The sequence below is a fragment of the Mycolicibacterium alvei genome, assembly GCF_010727325.1.
Classification (GTDB): domain Bacteria; phylum Actinomycetota; class Actinomycetes; order Mycobacteriales; family Mycobacteriaceae; genus Mycobacterium; species Mycobacterium alvei.
Genome location: NZ_AP022565.1, coordinates 3,988,295 through 4,005,730 on the forward strand (window position 1 = coordinate 3,988,295; position 17,436 = coordinate 4,005,730).

General features: G+C 66.9%; 16 protein-coding genes. 12 read left to right on the top strand and 4 right to left on the bottom strand.

Going from position 1 to position 17,436, the window contains the following annotated elements; translation table 11 throughout:
* Positions 1-99 precede the first annotated feature (99 nt).
* Entirely contained in the window at positions 100-915 is an 816-nt protein-coding gene (locus G6N44_RS19020; RefSeq protein WP_163666556.1) for a DUF5718 family protein, read from the top strand.
* Here the strand turns inward: G6N44_RS19020 and G6N44_RS19025 are convergent.
* Positions 912-1,247: a hypothetical protein gene (locus tag G6N44_RS19025; protein ID WP_163666558.1), complete on the bottom strand. Its 336-nt coding sequence runs from the start codon at positions 1,245-1,247 to the stop codon at positions 912-914. The genes G6N44_RS19020 and G6N44_RS19025 overlap by 4 nt on opposite strands.
* Entirely contained in the window at positions 1,244-2,800 is a 1,557-nt protein-coding gene (locus G6N44_RS19030) for a Rieske 2Fe-2S domain-containing protein (RefSeq protein ID WP_163666560.1), read from the bottom strand. Before G6N44_RS19030 ends, G6N44_RS19025 begins: the two co-directional genes overlap by 4 nt.
* Positions 2,801-2,890: 90 nt before the next feature.
* Between G6N44_RS19030 and G6N44_RS19035 the strand changes: the two genes are divergently transcribed.
* From G6N44_RS19035 to G6N44_RS19045, 3 genes are read left to right on the top strand one after another with little or no spacing between them, the layout of a single operon-like run.
* The gene (locus G6N44_RS19035) at positions 2,891-3,691 is read left to right on the top strand and encodes a lysophospholipid acyltransferase family protein (RefSeq protein ID WP_163666562.1); all 801 of its coding nucleotides are present in this window, start codon (positions 2,891-2,893) and stop codon (positions 3,689-3,691) included.
* A gap of 8 nt (positions 3,692-3,699) precedes the next feature.
* Positions 3,700-4,461 carry a lysophospholipid acyltransferase family protein gene (locus G6N44_RS19040; RefSeq protein ID WP_163666564.1) on the top strand — a complete coding sequence of 254 codons (762 nt, stop codon included), beginning with the start codon at positions 3,700-3,702 and terminating at the stop codon, positions 4,459-4,461.
* Positions 4,458-5,285, top strand: a complete 828-nt coding sequence (locus G6N44_RS19045; protein ID WP_163666566.1) for an HAD family hydrolase — start codon at positions 4,458-4,460, stop codon at positions 5,283-5,285. Before G6N44_RS19040 ends, G6N44_RS19045 begins: the two co-directional genes overlap by 4 nt.
* A gap of 4 nt (positions 5,286-5,289) precedes the next feature.
* Here the strand turns inward: G6N44_RS19045 and G6N44_RS19050 are convergent, their stop codons facing one another.
* Both G6N44_RS19050 and G6N44_RS19055 read right to left on the bottom strand, forming a co-directional pair.
* Positions 5,290-6,900, bottom strand: coding sequence for an N-acetylmuramoyl-L-alanine amidase (locus G6N44_RS19050; protein ID WP_163666568.1), 1,611 nt, complete (start codon positions 6,898-6,900; stop codon positions 5,290-5,292).
* A 140-nt stretch (positions 6,901-7,040) separates the two neighbouring features.
* A complete protein-coding gene (locus G6N44_RS19055) occupies positions 7,041-7,934 on the bottom strand; it encodes a hypothetical protein (protein ID WP_163666570.1) in 894 nt (297 codons plus the stop codon).
* Positions 7,935-8,173: 239 nt separating this feature from the next.
* Between G6N44_RS19055 and glf the strand changes: the two genes are divergently transcribed.
* The 8 genes from glf (at position 8,174) to G6N44_RS19095 (ending at position 17,427) form a co-directional block, all read left to right on the top strand.
* Positions 8,174-9,421 carry a UDP-galactopyranose mutase gene (gene glf / locus G6N44_RS19060; protein WP_163666572.1) on the top strand — a complete coding sequence of 416 codons (1,248 nt, stop codon included), beginning with the start codon at positions 8,174-8,176 and terminating at the stop codon, positions 9,419-9,421.
* Positions 9,418-11,379 (top strand): glycosyltransferase, encoded by a 1,962-nt coding sequence (locus tag G6N44_RS19065; RefSeq protein WP_163666574.1) that lies wholly within the window; start codon positions 9,418-9,420, stop codon positions 11,377-11,379. The genes glf and G6N44_RS19065 overlap by 4 nt, the downstream gene beginning before the upstream one ends.
* 1 nt (position 11,380) lies before the next feature.
* The gene (locus G6N44_RS19070) at positions 11,381-11,914 is read left to right on the top strand and encodes a phosphatase PAP2 family protein (protein WP_163666576.1); all 534 of its coding nucleotides are present in this window, start codon (positions 11,381-11,383) and stop codon (positions 11,912-11,914) included.
* Positions 11,911-12,852 carry a decaprenyl-phosphate phosphoribosyltransferase gene (locus G6N44_RS19075; RefSeq protein WP_163666578.1) on the top strand — a complete coding sequence of 314 codons (942 nt, stop codon included), beginning with the start codon at positions 11,911-11,913 and terminating at the stop codon, positions 12,850-12,852. The genes G6N44_RS19070 and G6N44_RS19075 overlap by 4 nt, the downstream gene beginning before the upstream one ends.
* Positions 12,830-14,830, top strand: a complete 2,001-nt coding sequence (gene zomB, locus G6N44_RS19080) for a terminal beta-(1->2)-arabinofuranosyltransferase (RefSeq protein ID WP_372508106.1) — start codon at positions 12,830-12,832, stop codon at positions 14,828-14,830. The genes G6N44_RS19075 and zomB overlap by 23 nt, the downstream gene beginning before the upstream one ends.
* Positions 14,831-14,910: 80 nt before the next feature.
* Positions 14,911-15,198: a hypothetical protein gene (locus tag G6N44_RS19085; protein WP_163666580.1), complete on the top strand. Its 288-nt coding sequence runs from the start codon at positions 14,911-14,913 to the stop codon at positions 15,196-15,198.
* Positions 15,199-15,335: 137 nt separating this feature from the next.
* Positions 15,336-16,331 (top strand): esterase family protein, encoded by a 996-nt coding sequence (locus G6N44_RS19090; protein ID WP_163666582.1) that lies wholly within the window; start codon positions 15,336-15,338, stop codon positions 16,329-16,331.
* A gap of 187 nt (positions 16,332-16,518) precedes the next feature.
* Positions 16,519-17,427 carry an alpha/beta hydrolase-fold protein gene (locus G6N44_RS19095; protein WP_163670151.1) on the top strand — a complete coding sequence of 303 codons (909 nt, stop codon included), beginning with the start codon at positions 16,519-16,521 and terminating at the stop codon, positions 17,425-17,427.
* Positions 17,428-17,436 lie beyond the last annotated feature (9 nt).

Consider the following 17,436-nt stretch of genomic DNA (forward strand, 5'->3'; position numbering starts at 1 on the left):
CCGATCCGGCGGGATCGGCACTCGCGGAGCACAGCTTGGTCCTGGCGACTTAAGCGCGACTTGTCACCGGCTTGTCGCGGCCACAGTAGGGTTGCAGCCATGATCGACATCGACCTTGCCGAATTGCGCAACTGGTTCGGCTTCGGCGTGGCCGGTAACTTCGCGGGGCACCTCGAACAGGCCGGTGAGGCCGGAGATTTCGTCAAGGTCGTGACCGAAGGTTATGCGCCCAAAGGTATCTTCCCGTGGTACGCCCCCGGTCGGGACGATTTTCTGGGCGAGTTCCCGCTGTCCAGCGATGCCCTCGTGCTGCCGGAGGCCGGCGCGGTTGACGGCCCGCTCAACCTCCAGATCGAGCCCGAGGTCGGCGTGGCCTGCCGGGTGGTGTGGAACGGCGACACCGTGGTACGGCTCGAACCGTTCGCCCTCGGTGCCTTCAACGACTGCTCGATCCGCAGGCCGGGCGCACCCAAGATCAGCTACAAGAAGAACTGGGGCCCGGCCTCCAAAGGTGTTGCACCGCAATTCTTCGAGATCAGTGACCTCACCCCGGACGGTCCGACCGCCAGCATGCGGCTGGTCTGCTACCTGAGGGAGGACGGCGGTCAGCAGCACGCTTACGGGGTGGATTCACCCCTGGTCGGCTATTCGTACTACGGCGAGGTGCTGCTGGACTGGATCGTCGAACGGCTGGCCAACCAGAAGGGCTCGTCCGATACGCCGCTGGAGGACGTCGGCGCGCTGATGGTGGCCAGCGGTCATCCCGAGAACGTGCTGATCGGCATCGGTGCCACCCGGTACACGCCGCTGGGTGAGTCCACCTACCTCAAGCCCGGGGACGAGGCCATCGTGCGTGTGTACGACAGCGCCTCCAGCGCGGCTTCCGAACTGCGGCAGGTGGTCTCGGCGCGCTAGCCGCCGAGCAGCTCGTCGAGTCGGGCGACGAACTCCTCCGGGCGGGCGGGGGTGAACGCCGGCTTCGGGTAGGTTCCGTGCACCTCCAGGGTGATCAGCGTCGAGCGCAGCGGACGGTGCACATCCAACGGAAGCCAGCGACGCAGGTCGGTGCTACCCCACAGTCGGAAGCGCTGCATCCACAGGCCCAGCGGGGTGGCCTCATAGCCGGAAATCGACCGCAACGGGATCACTTTTGAGGTGCCCGACGGGAAGTGGTAGCGGCGCAACGTGATCGCCTCGCGATCCAGCTGGACCAGGCCGTCGTCGTAGTACTGGCGGGGTGCGTTCATGCCTTCTCACACCTCAACTCGTGCCCCTTGGTGGTCAGGCACTTGCCGTTCTCCAGGTTCCACTGCCAGCCGTGCAGGTTGCAGGTCAGGGTGTTGCCCTCCACCACACCGAATTTCGACAGATCAGCCTTCAGGTGGGGGCAGCGGCGCTGGATCTCCCAGCCGTCCAGGGTGATCGACGAGGTGTCGTCGTGGGCTTCGGCGAACCAACCGTCGGCATAGGCGATGCGCTCATCAGTGAGGCATTTGAAGAACGTGTACAGGTATTCGTTGTAGCCGCCCACGCGCCACGCCTTGAAGCGTGTGGACAGGAAGATGGTGTTCACCCAGTCCGGTTCGTTGTCGCGTAGCACGGTCCGCACCAACTCGGGCGGGATCGCGAAGCCGTAGCGGAACTTCTCATCTGCGATCGGTTCGCGGACAAGGCGTTTCGGGAAGTCCAGGACCACGGTCTCGCTGTGGTCGGGGCCGGACAGCTGCAATTCCACCGGGTAGCCGATGCCGTCGCAGATCTGGTCGCTCTGGCCCATGATCGGCTCGAACAGCGCTCGTAGTCCGGGGAGCAGCGCTACGCCCGCCGCAGGCGCCCACGAGGCCTTCTCCGCGGCCAGCACCGGAGCCATGCGCCGCGCGAAATCCTCGATGTAGGCGGCCTTGCCGGTGGTGAAGATCGTCTCGGGGTCCTCGACCGGGTGGGCCAGTGAATTGAGTTGGGAGCCGGTGAAATCGGCGGTGCTGCCGGGGATCATCAGCAGCCCGCCGTCGTGGCCGTGGCTCTGCATCTGGTGCAGGAACACCACCTGATCAGGGAAGATGTTGGCCGGATCGCCGTGGTCGTCGTTGAGATCACGCAGTTCGGGGTCCAGGAAGCACGGGGGGCCGGCCGACGGGATCACCCAGGTCGCGCCGACCTGGGCGATGTACTGGCGGCAGCGGTCCATCTGGCGCTGCCGCTTCTGGATGCCGAAGGCCTCCTTGGCCCGGGCCGGCATGTCGTAGACCATCGGGTACCAGATGGCCCCGGAGTACTGCAGCATGTGCACGTCGATCTGGCCGAAATCTGAATCCAGGACCTCTAGATCTACGGGGCGCGCGTCGTTCATGTTGAAGGCGACGGTCTCACCGTCGTCGACGACCAGGCCGGAGTCGCCGATCGGGCCGTCGGCCGGTGCGCGCAGCGCGATGATCATCACATCGAGATCGCCCTTGGGGCCGCTGACGGTGTGTTTCACCGAATCGGTGGTCTCGAAGAAACGGTGGAAGCCCAGCGCCTCGAGTTCACGCTGCAGATCGGGCACCGGGAAGTCGGGCAGCAGCACCACGGCGTCCTTGTTGACGTGGCGGCGCAGGTTCTCCGGGTCGAAGTGGTCCTTGTGCAGGTGTGAGACGTAAAGGTAGTCGACATTTCCGAGAGCCGCCCAGTCCAACTGCGTGTTATCGGGGAACGGGAACCACGAGGCGAAGTACGCGGGGTTGACCCAGGGGTCGCACAGAATGCTGCCGGACTTGGTCTCGATCAGGAAGCCGGCATGCCCGACACTGGTGACCTGCACAAACGGCCTTTCGACGGAGTGCTTTGATGCCCGCCCAGCCTAGCCCGAGTTGGGTGACGTGCTGATCGGGGCTGGGATTAGGCTGGCCACGTGGAACCGGTGTACGGGACTGTCATACAACTCGCTCGGCTGACCTGGCGTCTTCAGGGGCTGAAGTTCACCGTGACCGGGGTGGAGAACATCCCCGTCACCGGCGGTGCGGTGGTGGCCATCAACCACACCGGCTACTTCGACTTCACCTTTGCCGGCCTACCTGCCTACCTGCAGAAGCGGGGCCGCAAGGTGCGGTTCATGGCAAAGAAGGAGGTCTTCGACAACAAGTTCGGCGGGCCGATCATGCGCAGCCTGCGCCACATCGAGGTGGACCGGGGCAGCGGGGCGGCCTCGTTCGAGGCGGCAGTCGACTACCTCAAGGCCGGTGAACTGGTCGGGGTGTACCCCGAGGCGACGATCAGCCGCAGCTTCGAGATCAAGGACTTCAAGTCCGGCGCGGCGCGGATGGCGATCGAGGCCGGCGTGCCGATCGTGCCGCACATCGTGTGGGGTGCGCAGCGCATCTGGACCAAGGGGCACCCGAAGACGCTGTACCGGCCCAAGGTGCCGATCACGATCGCGGTGGGCGAGCCGATCCAGCCGACGCTGCCCGCACCCGAGCTCACGGCGCTGCTGCATTCCCGCATGCAGCATCTGCTGGCGGAGGTGCAGGACGCCTATGGGCCGTACCCGCCCGGTGAGTTCTGGGTGCCGCACCGGCTCGGTGGTTCGGCTCCGACACTGGCCGAGGCCAACCGGATGGATGCCGAGGAGGCCGCGGAGAAGGCGGCCAGGCGAGCTGAGGCGGGACCCGCCGGGCCTTCTGAGTCTTCTGACCCCACCGGGGCACCGGGGTAAGCCGTCGGATGGAACCGGTTTTCCGAAGTTTGGAGATTGCCGCAGGGCTCGCGGTCAGGGTCACCGGAACCCGGATCACCTTTCGTGGGTTGGACAACATTCCGGCCACGGGCGGCGCCGTCGTCGCCATCAATCACACCGGCTACGTCGACTTCCTGCCCGCCGCGCTGGCTGCGACCGAACGTGGCCGTCGGATGCGCTTCATGTTGAAGGCCGAGATGGGGCGGGTGAAGATCGTCAACTACCTGATCAAGCACACCGGTGCGATTCCGGTGGACCGCAAAGCCGGAGCCGGCGCCTACTCCGTGGCGGTGGACTCGTTGCGCCACGGCGAGCTGGTCGGGGTGTATCCGGAGGCCACGATCAGTCGTAGCTTCGAGCTCAAGGAGTTCAAGACCGGTGCGGCGCGCATGGCGCAGGAGGCCGGGGTGCCGATCGTCCCGCTGATCGTCTGGGGCGCCCAGCGCATCTGGACCAAGGATCATCCGAAGTCGCTGGGGCACAAGAAAATTCCGGTGACGGTGGTGGTGGGCGAGCCGCTGGTGGCGACCGGTTCGGTGGTCGAGGTCGATGCCTTGTTGCGGGCCCGGATGTCGACGATGCTGGACCGGGCTCAGCGGGACTACCCCGCGCCGGCCGGGGCGTACTGGGTTCCCCAGCGACTGGGTGGAAGCGCGCCGACGCCGGCGCAGGCCAAGCAACTCGACGAGGCCGAACTGGCCGAACGTGCGCGCAAGCGTGCCGAGCGTGAAGCGACGGGGAGAACGTGACGGGTACCGAGCGGACGCCGGGGCTGATCGCCACCGACGTGGACGGAACGCTGCTCGACGACGACGAGAAGGTCACGCCGCGCACGCGGGCGGCGGTACGGGCCGCGGTGGAGGCAGGGGCGACGTTCGTCCTGGCCACCGGACGGCCGCCCCGGTGGATCGCGCCGGTAGTCGACGGACTGGGCATGGCGCCGATGGCGGTGTGCGCCAACGGCGCGGTGATCTACGACCCGGCCACCGACCGCATCGTGTCGACGCGCACGCTCTCACCCGAGGCGCTCGGTGAGCTCGCCGAGATCGCCACGCGGGTGATCCCGGGCGCGGGGCTGGCAGTGGAACGGGTGGGCGCCTCGGCGCACGACGCGGCGACCCCGCAGTTCGTCAGCTCGCCGGGCTACGAGCACGCCTGGCTCAACCCGGACAACACCGAGGTGTCGGTCGAGGATCTCCTGAGCGCTCCTGCGGTCAAGCTGCTCATCCGAATGCCCGGTGCGCGCAGCGCCGATATGGCTGTGGAGTTGCTCAAACATGTTGGTTTGCAAGGTGATATCACCTATTCGACCAACAATGGCCTGCTCGAGGTGCTGCCGCTGGGAATCAGCAAGGCCACCGGTGTGCAGGAACTGGCCGCCCCGCTGGGGCTCACCGCGGCCGACGTCGTCACGTTCGGCGACATGCCCAATGACGTACCGATGCTGAGCTGGGCCGGGCGCGGTGTGGCGATGGGCAATGCCCACGACGAGGCGTTGGCCGCCGCCGACGAGGTCACCGTGACCAACGCCGAGGACGGGGTGGCCCGGGTGCTCGAACGCTGGTGGTCCTGACCGATCAGGTGATCGGGGTGAAACGCTCCAATTGCACCGGCTGCTGTTCGGGTGACGGCGGGGCCAGTTCCACCGGCACGCCGTCGACGACGCGGGTGACGGTGCCCTTCTCGCGGTCGAAATTCAATGTTCCGTGCTGGAAGTTCTGCACGATCCACTGGGGCTCGGGGATCTCCGAACTGGTCGGCAGGCCCAGGACTCCGCGCTCGAAGCCCAGGGTTCCCCAGGCCTCGTAGATGGCGCCGGTGACCGGTTGTGCACCGCTGACCGGTGACCAGTACACGGCGCCGCGTTCGAAGGTGGCGTAGCGGGCGGCCCCTTCGCCGGGGGTCTCGGGTGAGGTCGGGTTTCCGAGCAGCCCGGCCGGTCCGCCCGCCGCCTGCCAGCGGGCATAGATCGCGCCGCCGCGCATCTGGTCGGCCAGATCCTCGGGGCCGGGGGGCCGGTTGAAACGCGCGGCGATGTCGCGGATGCGGTCCATCTGGGCGTAGGCCGCGTTGCCGGGACAGTCGGTGATGCCGACATCGCGGTGGGTGAAGATCGCAGGCAGCGTCGGGGTGGCGCCGCGGGGGAAATGGGTGAACGACCCGCCGGCGGAGGTGAGTACGACGGTGCCGTGCGGGTCGATGTGATCGAGTCCGAGGCGCCACCCCAGCAGGCGTGCGGTGTTGCGCACCTGGATCTCGGTGGGTGGCACGACGTCGAAGTCGCCCAGCATCGCCACACCCCAGGTGTCGATGTTGAAGCCGCCGGTGTGCGATCCCTCGACGGGCTTGTCCATGCCTCCGGCTCGGCCCTCGAACACCTGGCCGTATTTGTCGACCAGGGCGTTGTAGGCGATGTCGCACCAGCCCAGCTCGCGGGTGTGGTACTCGTAGATCGACCGGATGATGCCGGCCGAGTCCTCGGGGGCGTAGTCGTTGCTACCTGCCGTGTGGTGCACGATGCCGGCCCGGATGCCTCTGTCGTACACGGTGTTTCCGCATCGCATCGATTCGTCGGCACCCCACTGTGCACGGCCGATGATGGTCGGTGGTTGGCCGGGGTTGATCGCGGCCGTCGGCAGCGGTCCGACGTCGACGGGGGATTGGGGCGGACTGATCAGCACCGCGGTGACGTTCTGGCCGATGGGTGCTTCGACGTTCGCCGGCAGGTAGCCGAGGTCCGGTTTGGGCGGACCGGTTTTCCCGCGCGGTGGCGGGGCGGGCGTCTGGGGTGCACGGGTGACGGCGATCTGCACGGTGGTGGTGCGGCCGACGAACACCGGTTCGGTGCCTCGCGGGCCGGGAGTGTCGGCGCCGACCCCGTCGAGGTTCTCGGCCTGGTACCAGGGACCCCAGGTGCCGTCGTCCTGGCGCGCGCGGACCCGGGCGGAGGTGCCGCGCAGGTCGGGTGAGGTGAGCGCGACCATCGAGAACGGGCTGTCCTGGTGGATCTCGCGGATGCTCTCACCGACCGCGAGCTTGTCGAGTGGTTGCTGTGTCAGCTTCGGTGCAGTGTCGGCTGGGTCATGTTGTTCGCCCGAGTCGGATCCGGAGATGGCCCACGGCACGATCATGACCGTCGCCGCGAGTGCGGTGAAGAGAATCGACGGCGCGGAACGGCGGGACTGCACGGACTGATGTTACGTATGGGTCTGGTGTTACGAATGATTCGACACGGCGCGTGCGCCTTCTTTTGCGCAACTCGGATTCACGCAACGGCACCGCAGAGCCGTGGGCTTCTGCGGTGCCGTTCTTCTCAGCAGGTCTGTACTTATGCGGGCGGCGGCACCGGGAGCGGGGCCGGCGCGGGCACCGGAGGCTTCATCGCCGAGGTGATCGCCGGCATGACCATGCCCTTGAGCAGGTCGATGGCCTGGCCGGCACCGAGCTGCTGAGCTGCGCTGGACAGGTCGCCGAACAGTCCACCGCCACCGCTGCTGGTGGCCGGCATCGCGGCCAGCGACGGGTCGGCGCCCAGGAGCGGATAGGTGCCTGCGCTGGGATCCAGTCCGATCGGAGCCGAGATGGGCACCTCACCCGGAGCCGGCAGCCCACCGGACAGTGCCGGGTCGAGGCCCACCGGTGAGGTGGTCAGGCCCGTGCCGCCCAAGGCGGTGGGCGACGTGGTCAACCCGCCCGGCGTCAGCGCCGGGTTGGTGAGCGAGCCGGCTGTCGGCGGCGTGAGCGCCGGGTTGGTCAGCCCGTCGGGTGCAGCCGGCAGCCCGGCCGTCGGCGAGGTCAAGCTGGGTGACAGGCCATTGGGGCTGGTCAGCGCGGCGTCAGGGGACGTGAGCCCCGGAGCCGTGAGCCCGGGCGATGTCAGACCAGGATCGGTCAGGCCTGGCGCGGTCAATCCCGGCGATGTCAACCCCGGCGACATCAGTCCCGGCGAGGTCAGGGTCGGCGAGCCGAGCGTCGGCGTCGGCGAGGTGCCGCCCAGCATGGGCATCGGCGGCAGGTTGACGCCGAACTGGGACAGGCCCTGCGACAGTGCGGACATCAGTTCACCGGGCAGGTCGGTGACCAGCGCGGCCTGGGTGAACTCGCGCTCCTGCGGTGCGGGGGAAAGCTGCGACACGGCAACTAGGGCGACTGGACTTGCGACTGCCACTGCGGCGACTGCGCTCATGGCTGTCGAGAGCTTGCGTCGACGGCGGTTCGGCACGGAAGTCTCCTCAATATGTTTGCAGCCAAGGACTGCACTGCGGATTGCAGGTGGTTGCTCTCCTCTTGCTTCATCGGTGTTCCGGGCCAGTTGATGTGAAGCCCATGAATACCGACGAGATCGATGTTAAAGCTGTTACTGGTGTGTCTGAAGTGACGATATTGAATCGTGAGCGAATTGCGACCTGGGCCCTTGCCGAATTCGGGGCACAGGGGCGCGGTCGGATACCCTGGCTGCCGATGACGTCCTTATCTCCTCGGGTCGCTACCGACCAGTCCAGCGGCCATTTCGACTTATTCATCGTGGGTTCCGGGTTCTTCGGACTGACGATCGCTGAGCGCGCGGCAACACAGCTGGGCAAGCGAGTCCTTGTTATCGAACGGCGCTCCCATTTGGGCGGCAACGCCTACTCGGAAGCTGAACCCCAGACCGGTATCGAGGTCCACAAGTACGGGGCCCACCTGTTCCACACGTCCAACCGGCGGGTGTGGGACTACGTGCGGCAGTTCACCGACTTCACCGGCTACCAGCACCGCGTCTTTGCGATGCATGAGGGGCAGGCCTACCAGTTCCCGATGGGGCTGGGCCTGGTCTCGCAGTTCTTCGGCCGGTACTTCACCCCGGACGAGGCGCGCGCCCTGATCAAGGAGCAGGCCAGTGAGATCGCCGGGCATGAGGCGGCCAACTTCGAGGAGAAGGCCATCTCGCTGATCGGGCGCCCGCTGTACGAGGCGTTCGTGAAGGCCTACACCGCCAAGCAGTGGCAGACCGACCCGAAGGAACTGCCGGCGGCCAACATCACCCGGCTGCCGGTGCGCTACACCTTCGACAACCGGTATTTCAATGACGCCTACGAGGGCCTGCCGGTCGACGGGTACACCGCCTGGCTGGAGAACATGGCCGCCGATGACCGCATCGAGGTGCGGCTGGACACCGACTGGTTCGACGTCCGCGAAGAACTGCGCGCCGCCAGCCCCGACGCCCCGGTGGTGTACACCGGCCCGCTGGATCGCTACTTCGACTATTCCGAGGGTCGGCTGGGCTGGCGCACACTGGATTTCGATCTTGAGGTGCTCGATACGGGGGACTTTCAAGGCACCGCCGTCATGAACTACAACGACGCCGACGTGGACTACACACGAATCCACGAGTTCCGGCATTTCCACCCCGAGCGGGACTATCCGGCCGACAAGACGGTGATCATGCGCGAGTACTCGCGATTCGCTGAAGAGGACGACGAGCCGTACTACCCGATCAACACCGAGGCCGACCGCGCCCTGCTGGCCTCCTACCGGGCCCGGGCCAAGGCCGAAACCGCCTCGGCGAAGGTGCTTTTCGGTGGCAGGCTGGGCACCTACCAGTACCTCGACATGCATATGGCGATCGCCAGTGCGCTCAACATGTACGACAACACCCTGGCGCCGCACCTGGCTGACGGTGCGCCGCTGGTGACCGAGCAGACCGACAAGGAAAGCAGCAACGCATGAGTGACATCCCGTCCGGCGCACTTGCCGCCGGAGAATCCAGGGCGGTCAGTCTGCTGGCCCGGGTGATCCTGCCGCGACCAGGTGAGCCACTGGACGTCCGCAAGCTCTATCTCGTCGAAGACGCCACGAACGCCCGCCGGGCGCATGCGCCGACCCGCACAACCCTGGAGATCGCCGCAGAATCCGGCATCTCGTTCGCGACCTACTTCAACGCGTTCCCGGCCAGCTACTGGCGGCGCTGGTCCACGTGCAAGTCGGTAGTCCTGCGCGTCGAGCTGACCGGCACCGCCCGCATCGACGTGTACCGGTCCAAGGCGACCGGTGCGCGGATCAGCGTCGGTGGCGCCCCGGTCTCCAGCGGAACTGGCGGAACCGCCACTGGGCCTGATGGCGGCGCCAGCGCCACAGTCGAGTTCGAGATCGACCTGACCCCCTTCGAGGACGGCGGCTGGATCTGGTTCGACATCACCACCGACACCGCGGTGCGGGTGCACAGTGCCGGTTGGTATGCCCCGTCGCCCGCGCCCGGCCGGGCCAACGTCGCCGTGGGTATCCCGACCTTCAACCGGCCCGCGGACTGTGTCAACGCACTGGCCGCCCTGACCTCGGATCCGTTGGTGGACGAGGTGGTCAGCGCGGTCATCGTGTCCGACCAGGGCAACAACAAGGCCAAGGACCACCCCGGGTTCGAGGCTGCGGCCGCCGCGCTGGGCAAGCGGTTGTCGATCCACAACCAGCCCAACCTCGGCGGGTCCGGCGGCTACAGCCGGGTGATGTACGAGGCGCTGAAGAACACCGACTGTGAGCAGATCCTGTTCATGGACGACGACATCCGCATCGAACCCGATTCGATCCTGCGCGCCCTGGCCATGAACCGGTTCGCCAAGGAACCCATCCTGGTGGGCGGCCAGATGCTCAACCTGCAGGAGCCCTCACACCTGCACATCATGGGCGAGATGGTGGACCGGACGAACTTCATGTGGTCGGCGGCCCCCAACACCGAGTACGACCACGACTTCGCCAAGTACCCGCTGGACGACACCGAATCCGACCGGAGCAAGCTGCTGCACCGCCGGATCGACGTGGACTTCAACGGCTGGTGGATGTGCATGATCCCGCGGCAGGTGGCCGAAGAACTCGGGCAACCGCTGCCGCTGTTCATCAAGTGGGACGACTGCGAATACGGCTTGCGCGCGGCCGAGCACGGATACCGCACGGTCACCCTGCCGGGCGCGGCGATCTGGCACATGGCCTGGAGCGACAAGGACGACGCCATCGACTGGCAGGCGTACTTCCATCTGCGCAACCGGTTGGTGGTGTCCGCACTGCACTGGGACGGCGACGTGCGGGGATTGATGGCCAGCCACCTCAAGGCCACGTTCAAACACCTGCTGTGCCTTGAGTATTCGACGGTCGCGATCCAGAACCAGGCCATGGAGGACTTCCTGGCCGGCCCGGAGCACATCTTCTCCATCCTGGAATCGGCCCTGCCCGACGTACACAAGATGCGTAAGCAGTTCCCCGACGCCGTCGTATTGCCCGGCGCCACCGAACTGCCGCCGGCTTCGGATCTCAAGCGCCGCAGGATCGGCATCCCGACCTCCAAGCCGGCAATCATGGTGCACCTGGCCCGCGGCGTAGTCCACCAACTGCGTCAGCACGACCCGGAAACCCACATCCGGCCGCAGATCAACGTGGCAACCCAGGACGCCCGCTGGTTCTCCCTGTCCCGGGCCGACGGGGTCACCGTCACCACCGCCGATGGGCGTGGTGTGGTGTACCGGCAGCGGGACCGGGCCAAGATGTTCGCGTTGCTGCGCACCTCGCTGCGCCAGCAGATGCGTGTGGTCCGTCAGTTCGATCGGATGCGCAAGGTCTATCGTGAGGCGCTGCCGGTGCTGACCAGCACCCAGAAGTGGGAGACGGTGTTGCTGACCGAGTCGGCGGAGAAAAACTGACATGACCGATGCCCCGCGCGGCGAGGACGCCGTGTTGGTTGCCGTGCAGTCTGCCCTGGCCACCCGGCCGGGCGTACTGACCGGCGCCCGTGCGCTGTCGCATTTCGGCGAGCACAGCCTGGGTTGGCTCGCGGTCTCGGCCGCGGGTGCGCTGGCCCAACCGGCCAAGCGCAGGTCCTGGCTCGCGGTGGGCTTCGGGGCCTTTGCCGCCCACGCCGCCGCCGTATTGATCAAGCGGGTGGTACGCCGTGAGCGGCCGCACCACCCGGACATCGCCGTGAACGTCGGGACGCCGAGCCGGTTGAGTTTCCCCTCGGCACATGCCACCTCGACGGCCGCGGCCGCGGTGCTGCTGGCCCGGACGACGGGTCTGCCGGTGCGCGCGGCGTTGGTGGTGCCCATGGCACTGTCACGTCTGGTGTTGGGTGTGCACTACCCCAGCGACGTGGTCACCGGCGTGGCTGTCGGGACGCTCGTGGGTTCTGTGGTCGGAAAAACTGCCGGTGTCGGGCCGAAGGAGACGGTGGCCAAATGAGTGAGGAAGCGCCCCCGGAGCTCGGGCCGCCCAAGAATCTGGCCGCCGGGCTGATCAAGGCGATCCGTCCGCGCCAGTGGATCAAGAACCTGCTCGTACTGGCCGCGCCGCTGGCTGCGGTCGGCAGCGGCATCGAGTACAACTACGCCGACCTTGCCTACAAGGTGTCGATCGCGTTCGTGGTGTTCTGTCTGGCGGCATCGTCGATCTATCTGGTCAACGACGCCCGCGACGTCGAGGCCGACCGCGCCCATCCCACGAAACGGTTCCGGCCGATCGCTGCCGGCGTGGTGCCGGAGTCGCTGGCCTACGTGCTGGCAATCGTGCTCGCGCTGGCCTCGCTGGGCATCTCGTGGCTGTTGACACCGAATCTGGCACTGGTGATGGCGGTGTACATCGCCATCCAGCTCGCCTACTGCTTCGGGCTCAAACACCAGGCCGTGCTCGACATCTGCATCGTGTCCTCGGGCTTCCTGCTCCGCGCCATCGCCGGTGGCGTGGCCGCTGACATCCCGCTGTCGCAATGGTTCCTGTTGGTGATGGCCTTCGGCTCGCTGTTCATGGCGGCCGGAAAGCGGTTCGCCGAACTGCAACTGGCCGAGCGCACGGGTGCCAAGATCCGCAAGTCGCTGGAGAGCTACACGAGCAGCTACCTGCGTTTCGTGTGGACGTTGTCGGCCACCGCGATGGTGCTCTGCTACGGCCTGTGGGCGTTCGGGCGCGACAGCGCCAACGACGCGCTGGGGCTCGACGGCCAGGACGCATCGTGGTACGCGATCACGATGGTTCCGTTCACCATCGCGATCCTGCGCTATGCGGTGGACATCGATGGTGGCATCGCCGGTGAGCCTGAGGAGATTGCGCTGAAAGACAGAGTTCTGCAGATCCTGTTCCTGGCCTGGATCGGAACCATCGGTGCAGCCATCTACTTCAGCTGATCGGATTATTCTGCGCCGCCTGGCGGGCGGCGTGGGTGCGCGGTTGGCGCGGTGGCCGGTGTTTCCGTACCACGTCACGGTGCGGATCAGCCTGTGGGTGAGCGTCGTCGTGGTGGCCGGGCTGTTCGGCTGGGGTGCCTGGCAGCGCCGCTGGATCGCCGACGACGGCCTGATCGTGTTGCGTACGGTGCGGAACCTGTTGGCGGGCAACGGTCCGGTCTTCAATGCCGGCGAACGGATCGAGGCCAACACCTCCACTGCGTGGACCTATCTGGTCACGCTGGGCGCGTGGCTCGGTGGTCCGGTCCGGATGGAGTACGTGGTGCTGGCCCTTGCACTGACGCTGAGCGTGCTCGGCGTCGTGCTGGCGATGCTCGGCACCGGCCGGTTGTACGCCCCCAGCCTGCAGGGTCGTCGGGCGCTGCTGCTGCCCGCAGGCGCGCTGGTCTACATCGCCATCCCGCCGGCCCGCGACTTCGCCACTTCCGGGCTCGAAAACGGTTTGGTCCTGGCCTATCTGGGCCTGCTGTGGTGGATGTTGGTGTGTTGGTCGCAGGCCTTGCGCGCGACACCGAAAGGCCGGCTCTTCGACGGGACGCTGGCCGCCGTCGCCGGGTTGAGCGTGCTGATCCGCCCCGAGTTGGCGTTGATCGGCGGCGGCGCGCTGGTCATGATGCTAATCGCGGCCCGCGGTTGGCGGCGCCGGGTCCTCATCGTGGTGGCCGGCGGTCTTCTACCGGTCGCCTACCAGATCTTCCGGATGGGTTACTACGCGCTGATCGTGCCGGGCACCGCGGTGGCCAAGGACGCGTCGGGCGCCAAATGGTCACAGGGCTTCACCTATCTGAGCAATTTCAACAATCCGTACCTGCTGTGGGTGCCGGTACTGCTGCTCGCCGCGCTCGGGGTGGTCCTGCTGGCCACGAGGACCCGGCCGTGGTGGGTACGCCATCAGGTGCCCCGCGGGTACGGCTGGCTGGCCCGCACCGTCCAAAGTCCGGCTGCGGTAGTGCTTTTCATGTTCGCCAGCGGGTTGCTGCAGGGCATCTACTGGGTGCGGCAGGGCGGCGACTTCATGCACGGCCGAGTGTTGCTGGCGCCGCTGTTCTGCATGCTGATGCCGGTTTCGGTCATTCCGGTCGTGCTGCCCGACGGCGCCAGGTTCACCCGGGAGACGGGGTACCTGCTGGCCGCGGCCACCAGCGTGTTGTGGGCCTCGGTGGTGGGCTGGTCGATCTGGGCTGCGAACTCTCCGGGTCTGGGGGCCGACGGCACCCGCGTCACCTACACCGGCATCGTCGACGAGCGCCGGTTCTACTCGCAGGCCACCGGCCATGCGCACCCGCTGACCGCCGCCGACTACCTGGACTATCCGCGCATGCGTGCGGTGCTGACCGCGATCAACAACACTCCCGACGGGGCGTTGTTGTTGCCGTCCGGCAACTATGACCAATGGGACGTCGTGCCCGCCTATCCGCCGCCGCCCGATCTCACTCCGGAGGCCCGTCGGGCGTTGGAAACCCCGCACACCGTGTTCTTCACAAACATGGGCATGCTGGGCATGAACGTCGGGCTCGACGTACGGGTCATCGATCAGATCGGCCTGACGAATCCGCTGGCGATGCACACCCAACGGCTGACCGACGGCCGCATCGGCCACGACAAGAACCTGTTCCCGGACTGGGCCGTCGCCGAAGGACCGTTCCTCAAGACCAGGCCGTACATCCCGGCCTACCTGGACGAGGAATGGATCTCGCAGGCCGAGGTCGCGATCGACTGCCCGGCCACCGAGTCGATGCTGAACTCGGTGCGCGGGGAGATGAGCCCGCGGCGGTTCCTGTCCAACCTGGCGCACGCGTACGAGTTCACCAAGTACCGGATCGACCGCGTGCCGCTCTACGAGTTGAAGCGGTGCGGCCTGCCGGTCCCCGAACCGAAGAACCCGCCGTATACGGGGATGCCCGCCACCGGACCCTAACGGGGGCGAGATAGCAGGAACCGAATTCTATGTATTCGGTAACGCCCGGGCGGGCGGCGCCGATACCCAGACGAGCCTGCGTGATCGATCTTGAACGGACGGTACGAGAAACCATGCTGACCTCCTCCCGTGCGGGGCTGCCGGTCGAGCCGACCGGCGCCTATATATGGGAGACGTTCCTCACAGCGGAAGTCTCGGCGTGCGCTGCGTCACTGTCGGTGTGCTACGGGCCGGGCGGTGGTACCGGCCTCGACGAGGGGCCCGGCCCCAACCCCGCGAGGAGCACCGGCAGCCTGGAGATCTGGCCCTACCGGGCGGCTCAGATGCGGGCGCGAGAACCAGACCTGATCGCGACCATCGACGGCTGAGGAGTGATCAGGGACGACAACTACTGAAGAGAAGCATCGCGTAATCGTGTGGTTGACTACACGGGCACGTGAGCCGCTTACGTCGGTCCTGACATCGATGTGCGGAATACGAAGAAGAGATTCAGATAGGGAGCGGTATGAAGTTCGTTGAAAAGATGCGCGGCCTGTCGCGCCGGCTGACGGTCGCGGTTGCGGCAGCGGCCGTGCTGCCGGGCTTGGTGAGCGTCGCAGGCGGCTCGGCGACAGCGGGAGCTTGGTCTCGGCCCGGGTTGCCGGTCGAGTACCTCGAGGTTCCGTCGGCAGCGATGGGACGCGATATCCGGGTGGAGTTCCAGAGCGGTGGCCCGGGTTCGCCCGCGCTGTACATGCTCGATGGTATGCGCGCCCGTGAGGACAACAGCGGTTGGGACATCGAACTGCCCACGTTCGAGTGGTTCCTGAACTCGGGCATCTCGGTTGTGATGCCGGTCGGTGGCCAGTCCAGCTTCTACACCGACTGGTACAAGCCGGCCTGTGGCAGCAAGGACGGCGGCTGCAAGACCTACAAGTGGGAGACCTTCCTGACGAGCGAGCTGCCGTCCTGGTTGGCAGCCAACCGTGACGTGAAGCCGACCGGCAGCGCGGTGGTCGGTCTGTCGATGGCCGGTTCGTCGGCGCTGATGCTGGCGGCTCGCCACCCGGATCAGTTCATCTACGCCTCCTCGCTGTCGGGCACGTTGAACCCGTCCGAGGGCTGGTGGCCGATGCTGATCGGTATCTCGATGGGTGACGCCGGCGGCTACAAGGCCGATGACATGTGGGGCAAGACCGGCGATCCGGGCAACGCCTGGAAGGCCAACGACCCGACCGAGAACGTCGCGACGCTGGCGAACAACGGCACCCGTCTCTGGGTCTACTGCGGTAACGGCAAGCCCGGCGAGCTGGGTGGCGCCGACATGCCCGCCAAGTTCCTCGAGGGCTTCGTGTGCCGCACGAACTCGACCTTCCAGGAGAAGTACATCGCGGCCGGTGGCAAGAACGCCGTGTTCAACTTCCCGCAGAGCGGTACGCACAACTGGGCGTACTGGGGCCAGCAGGTGCAGGCCATGAAGCCCGACCTGCAGCGGGTCCTGGGCGCCACCCCGACCGCCTGATCCGGCGACGGGTAGCGACCTAACGCGAACGACGCCTGACGGCGGCGATCCTCACGGATCGCCGCCGTCAGCCGTTTCGGCGGCCGCTGATTGCCGCCCCAGCTGTGAGGTCGATGTGGTTCACTACAACCCGGGTTACGTGTGCGGGGGCACTTTCGAGTCCGGCAGGCAGCGGGAGAGGTTGATGATGAGACGTGCGTTGAATCTGACGCGAGCGATGCTGCTGGCGCTGCTGGCTCCGGTGCTCGGTGCCGGACTGTGGGCCGTGTCCACGACGGCCGCGCCGGCCCGGGCTGACGGTGTCGAGTACCTGATGGTCCCGTCGGCGGCGATGGGGCGCGACATCCCCGTGGCATTCCAGGGCGGTGGTCCGCATGCGGTCTTCCTGCTCGACGCGTTCAACGCGGCTCCTGACGTCAGCAACTGGGTCAACGCCGGTCATGCGATGTCGACCCTGGGCGGCCGCGGTATCTCGGTGGCGGCACCGGCCGGCGGCGCGTTCAGCCTGTACACGAACTGGGAGCAGGACGGCAGCAAGCAGTGGGACACCTTCCTGTCTGCCGAGCTGCCGGACTGGCTGGCCGCCAACAAGGGCCTGGCCCCGGGCGGGCACGGGGTCGTCGGGGCCGCGCAAGGCGGCACCGCCGCTCTGACGCTGGCCGCGTTCCACCCGGACCGATTCCGCTTCGCCGGATCGTTGTCGGGCTTCCTGACCCCGTCGGCCACCACCCTCAACGGTGCGATCACCGCCGGCATGGCGCAGTTCGGCGGGGTGGACAGCTACGGGATGTGGGGCGCCCCACAGCTGGGCCGCTGGAAGTGGCATGACCCCGACGTGCACGTGCAGTTGCTGGCCGATGCCAACACCCGCCTCTGGGTGTACAGCCCCGCGACCCTGACGTGCAGTGATCCGGCCGCGATGATCGGTGTCTGCGATCTGGCGCAGGGCAGCAACCGTTCCTTCTACCAGCACTACCGCTCCGTCGGCGGCAGCAACGGGCACTTCGACATTCCGGCCGGAGGCCAGCACGACTGGGGCAGCTGGGCCCCGCAGCTTGCATATTTGTCGGGCGAACTGGTCGCGACCATCAAGTAGCAGTCCGAG

Excerpts from the sequence above, each read along its gene's own strand:
- G6N44_RS19090 (WP_163666582.1), top strand. The coding sequence starts at position 15,336 with ATGAAGTTCGTTGAAAAGATGCGCGGCCTGTCGCGCCGGCTGACGGTC.
- G6N44_RS19095 (WP_163670151.1), top strand. The coding sequence starts at position 16,519 with ATGAGACGTGCGTTGAATCTGACGCGAGCGATGCTGCTGGCGCTGCTG.
- G6N44_RS19020 (WP_163666556.1), top strand. The coding sequence starts at position 100 with ATGATCGACATCGACCTTGCCGAATTGCGCAACTGGTTCGGCTTCGGC.
- G6N44_RS19070 (WP_163666576.1), top strand. The coding sequence starts at position 11,381 with ATGACCGATGCCCCGCGCGGCGAGGACGCCGTGTTGGTTGCCGTGCAG.
- G6N44_RS19025 (WP_163666558.1), bottom strand. The coding sequence starts at position 1,247 with ATGAACGCACCCCGCCAGTACTACGACGACGGCCTGGTCCAGCTGGAT.
- glf (WP_163666572.1), top strand. The coding sequence starts at position 8,174 with ATGACGTCCTTATCTCCTCGGGTCGCTACCGACCAGTCCAGCGGCCAT.
- G6N44_RS19040 (WP_163666564.1), top strand. The coding sequence starts at position 3,700 with ATGGAACCGGTTTTCCGAAGTTTGGAGATTGCCGCAGGGCTCGCGGTC.
- G6N44_RS19075 (WP_163666578.1), top strand. The coding sequence starts at position 11,911 with ATGAGTGAGGAAGCGCCCCCGGAGCTCGGGCCGCCCAAGAATCTGGCC.
- G6N44_RS19065 (WP_163666574.1), top strand. The coding sequence starts at position 9,418 with ATGAGTGACATCCCGTCCGGCGCACTTGCCGCCGGAGAATCCAGGGCG.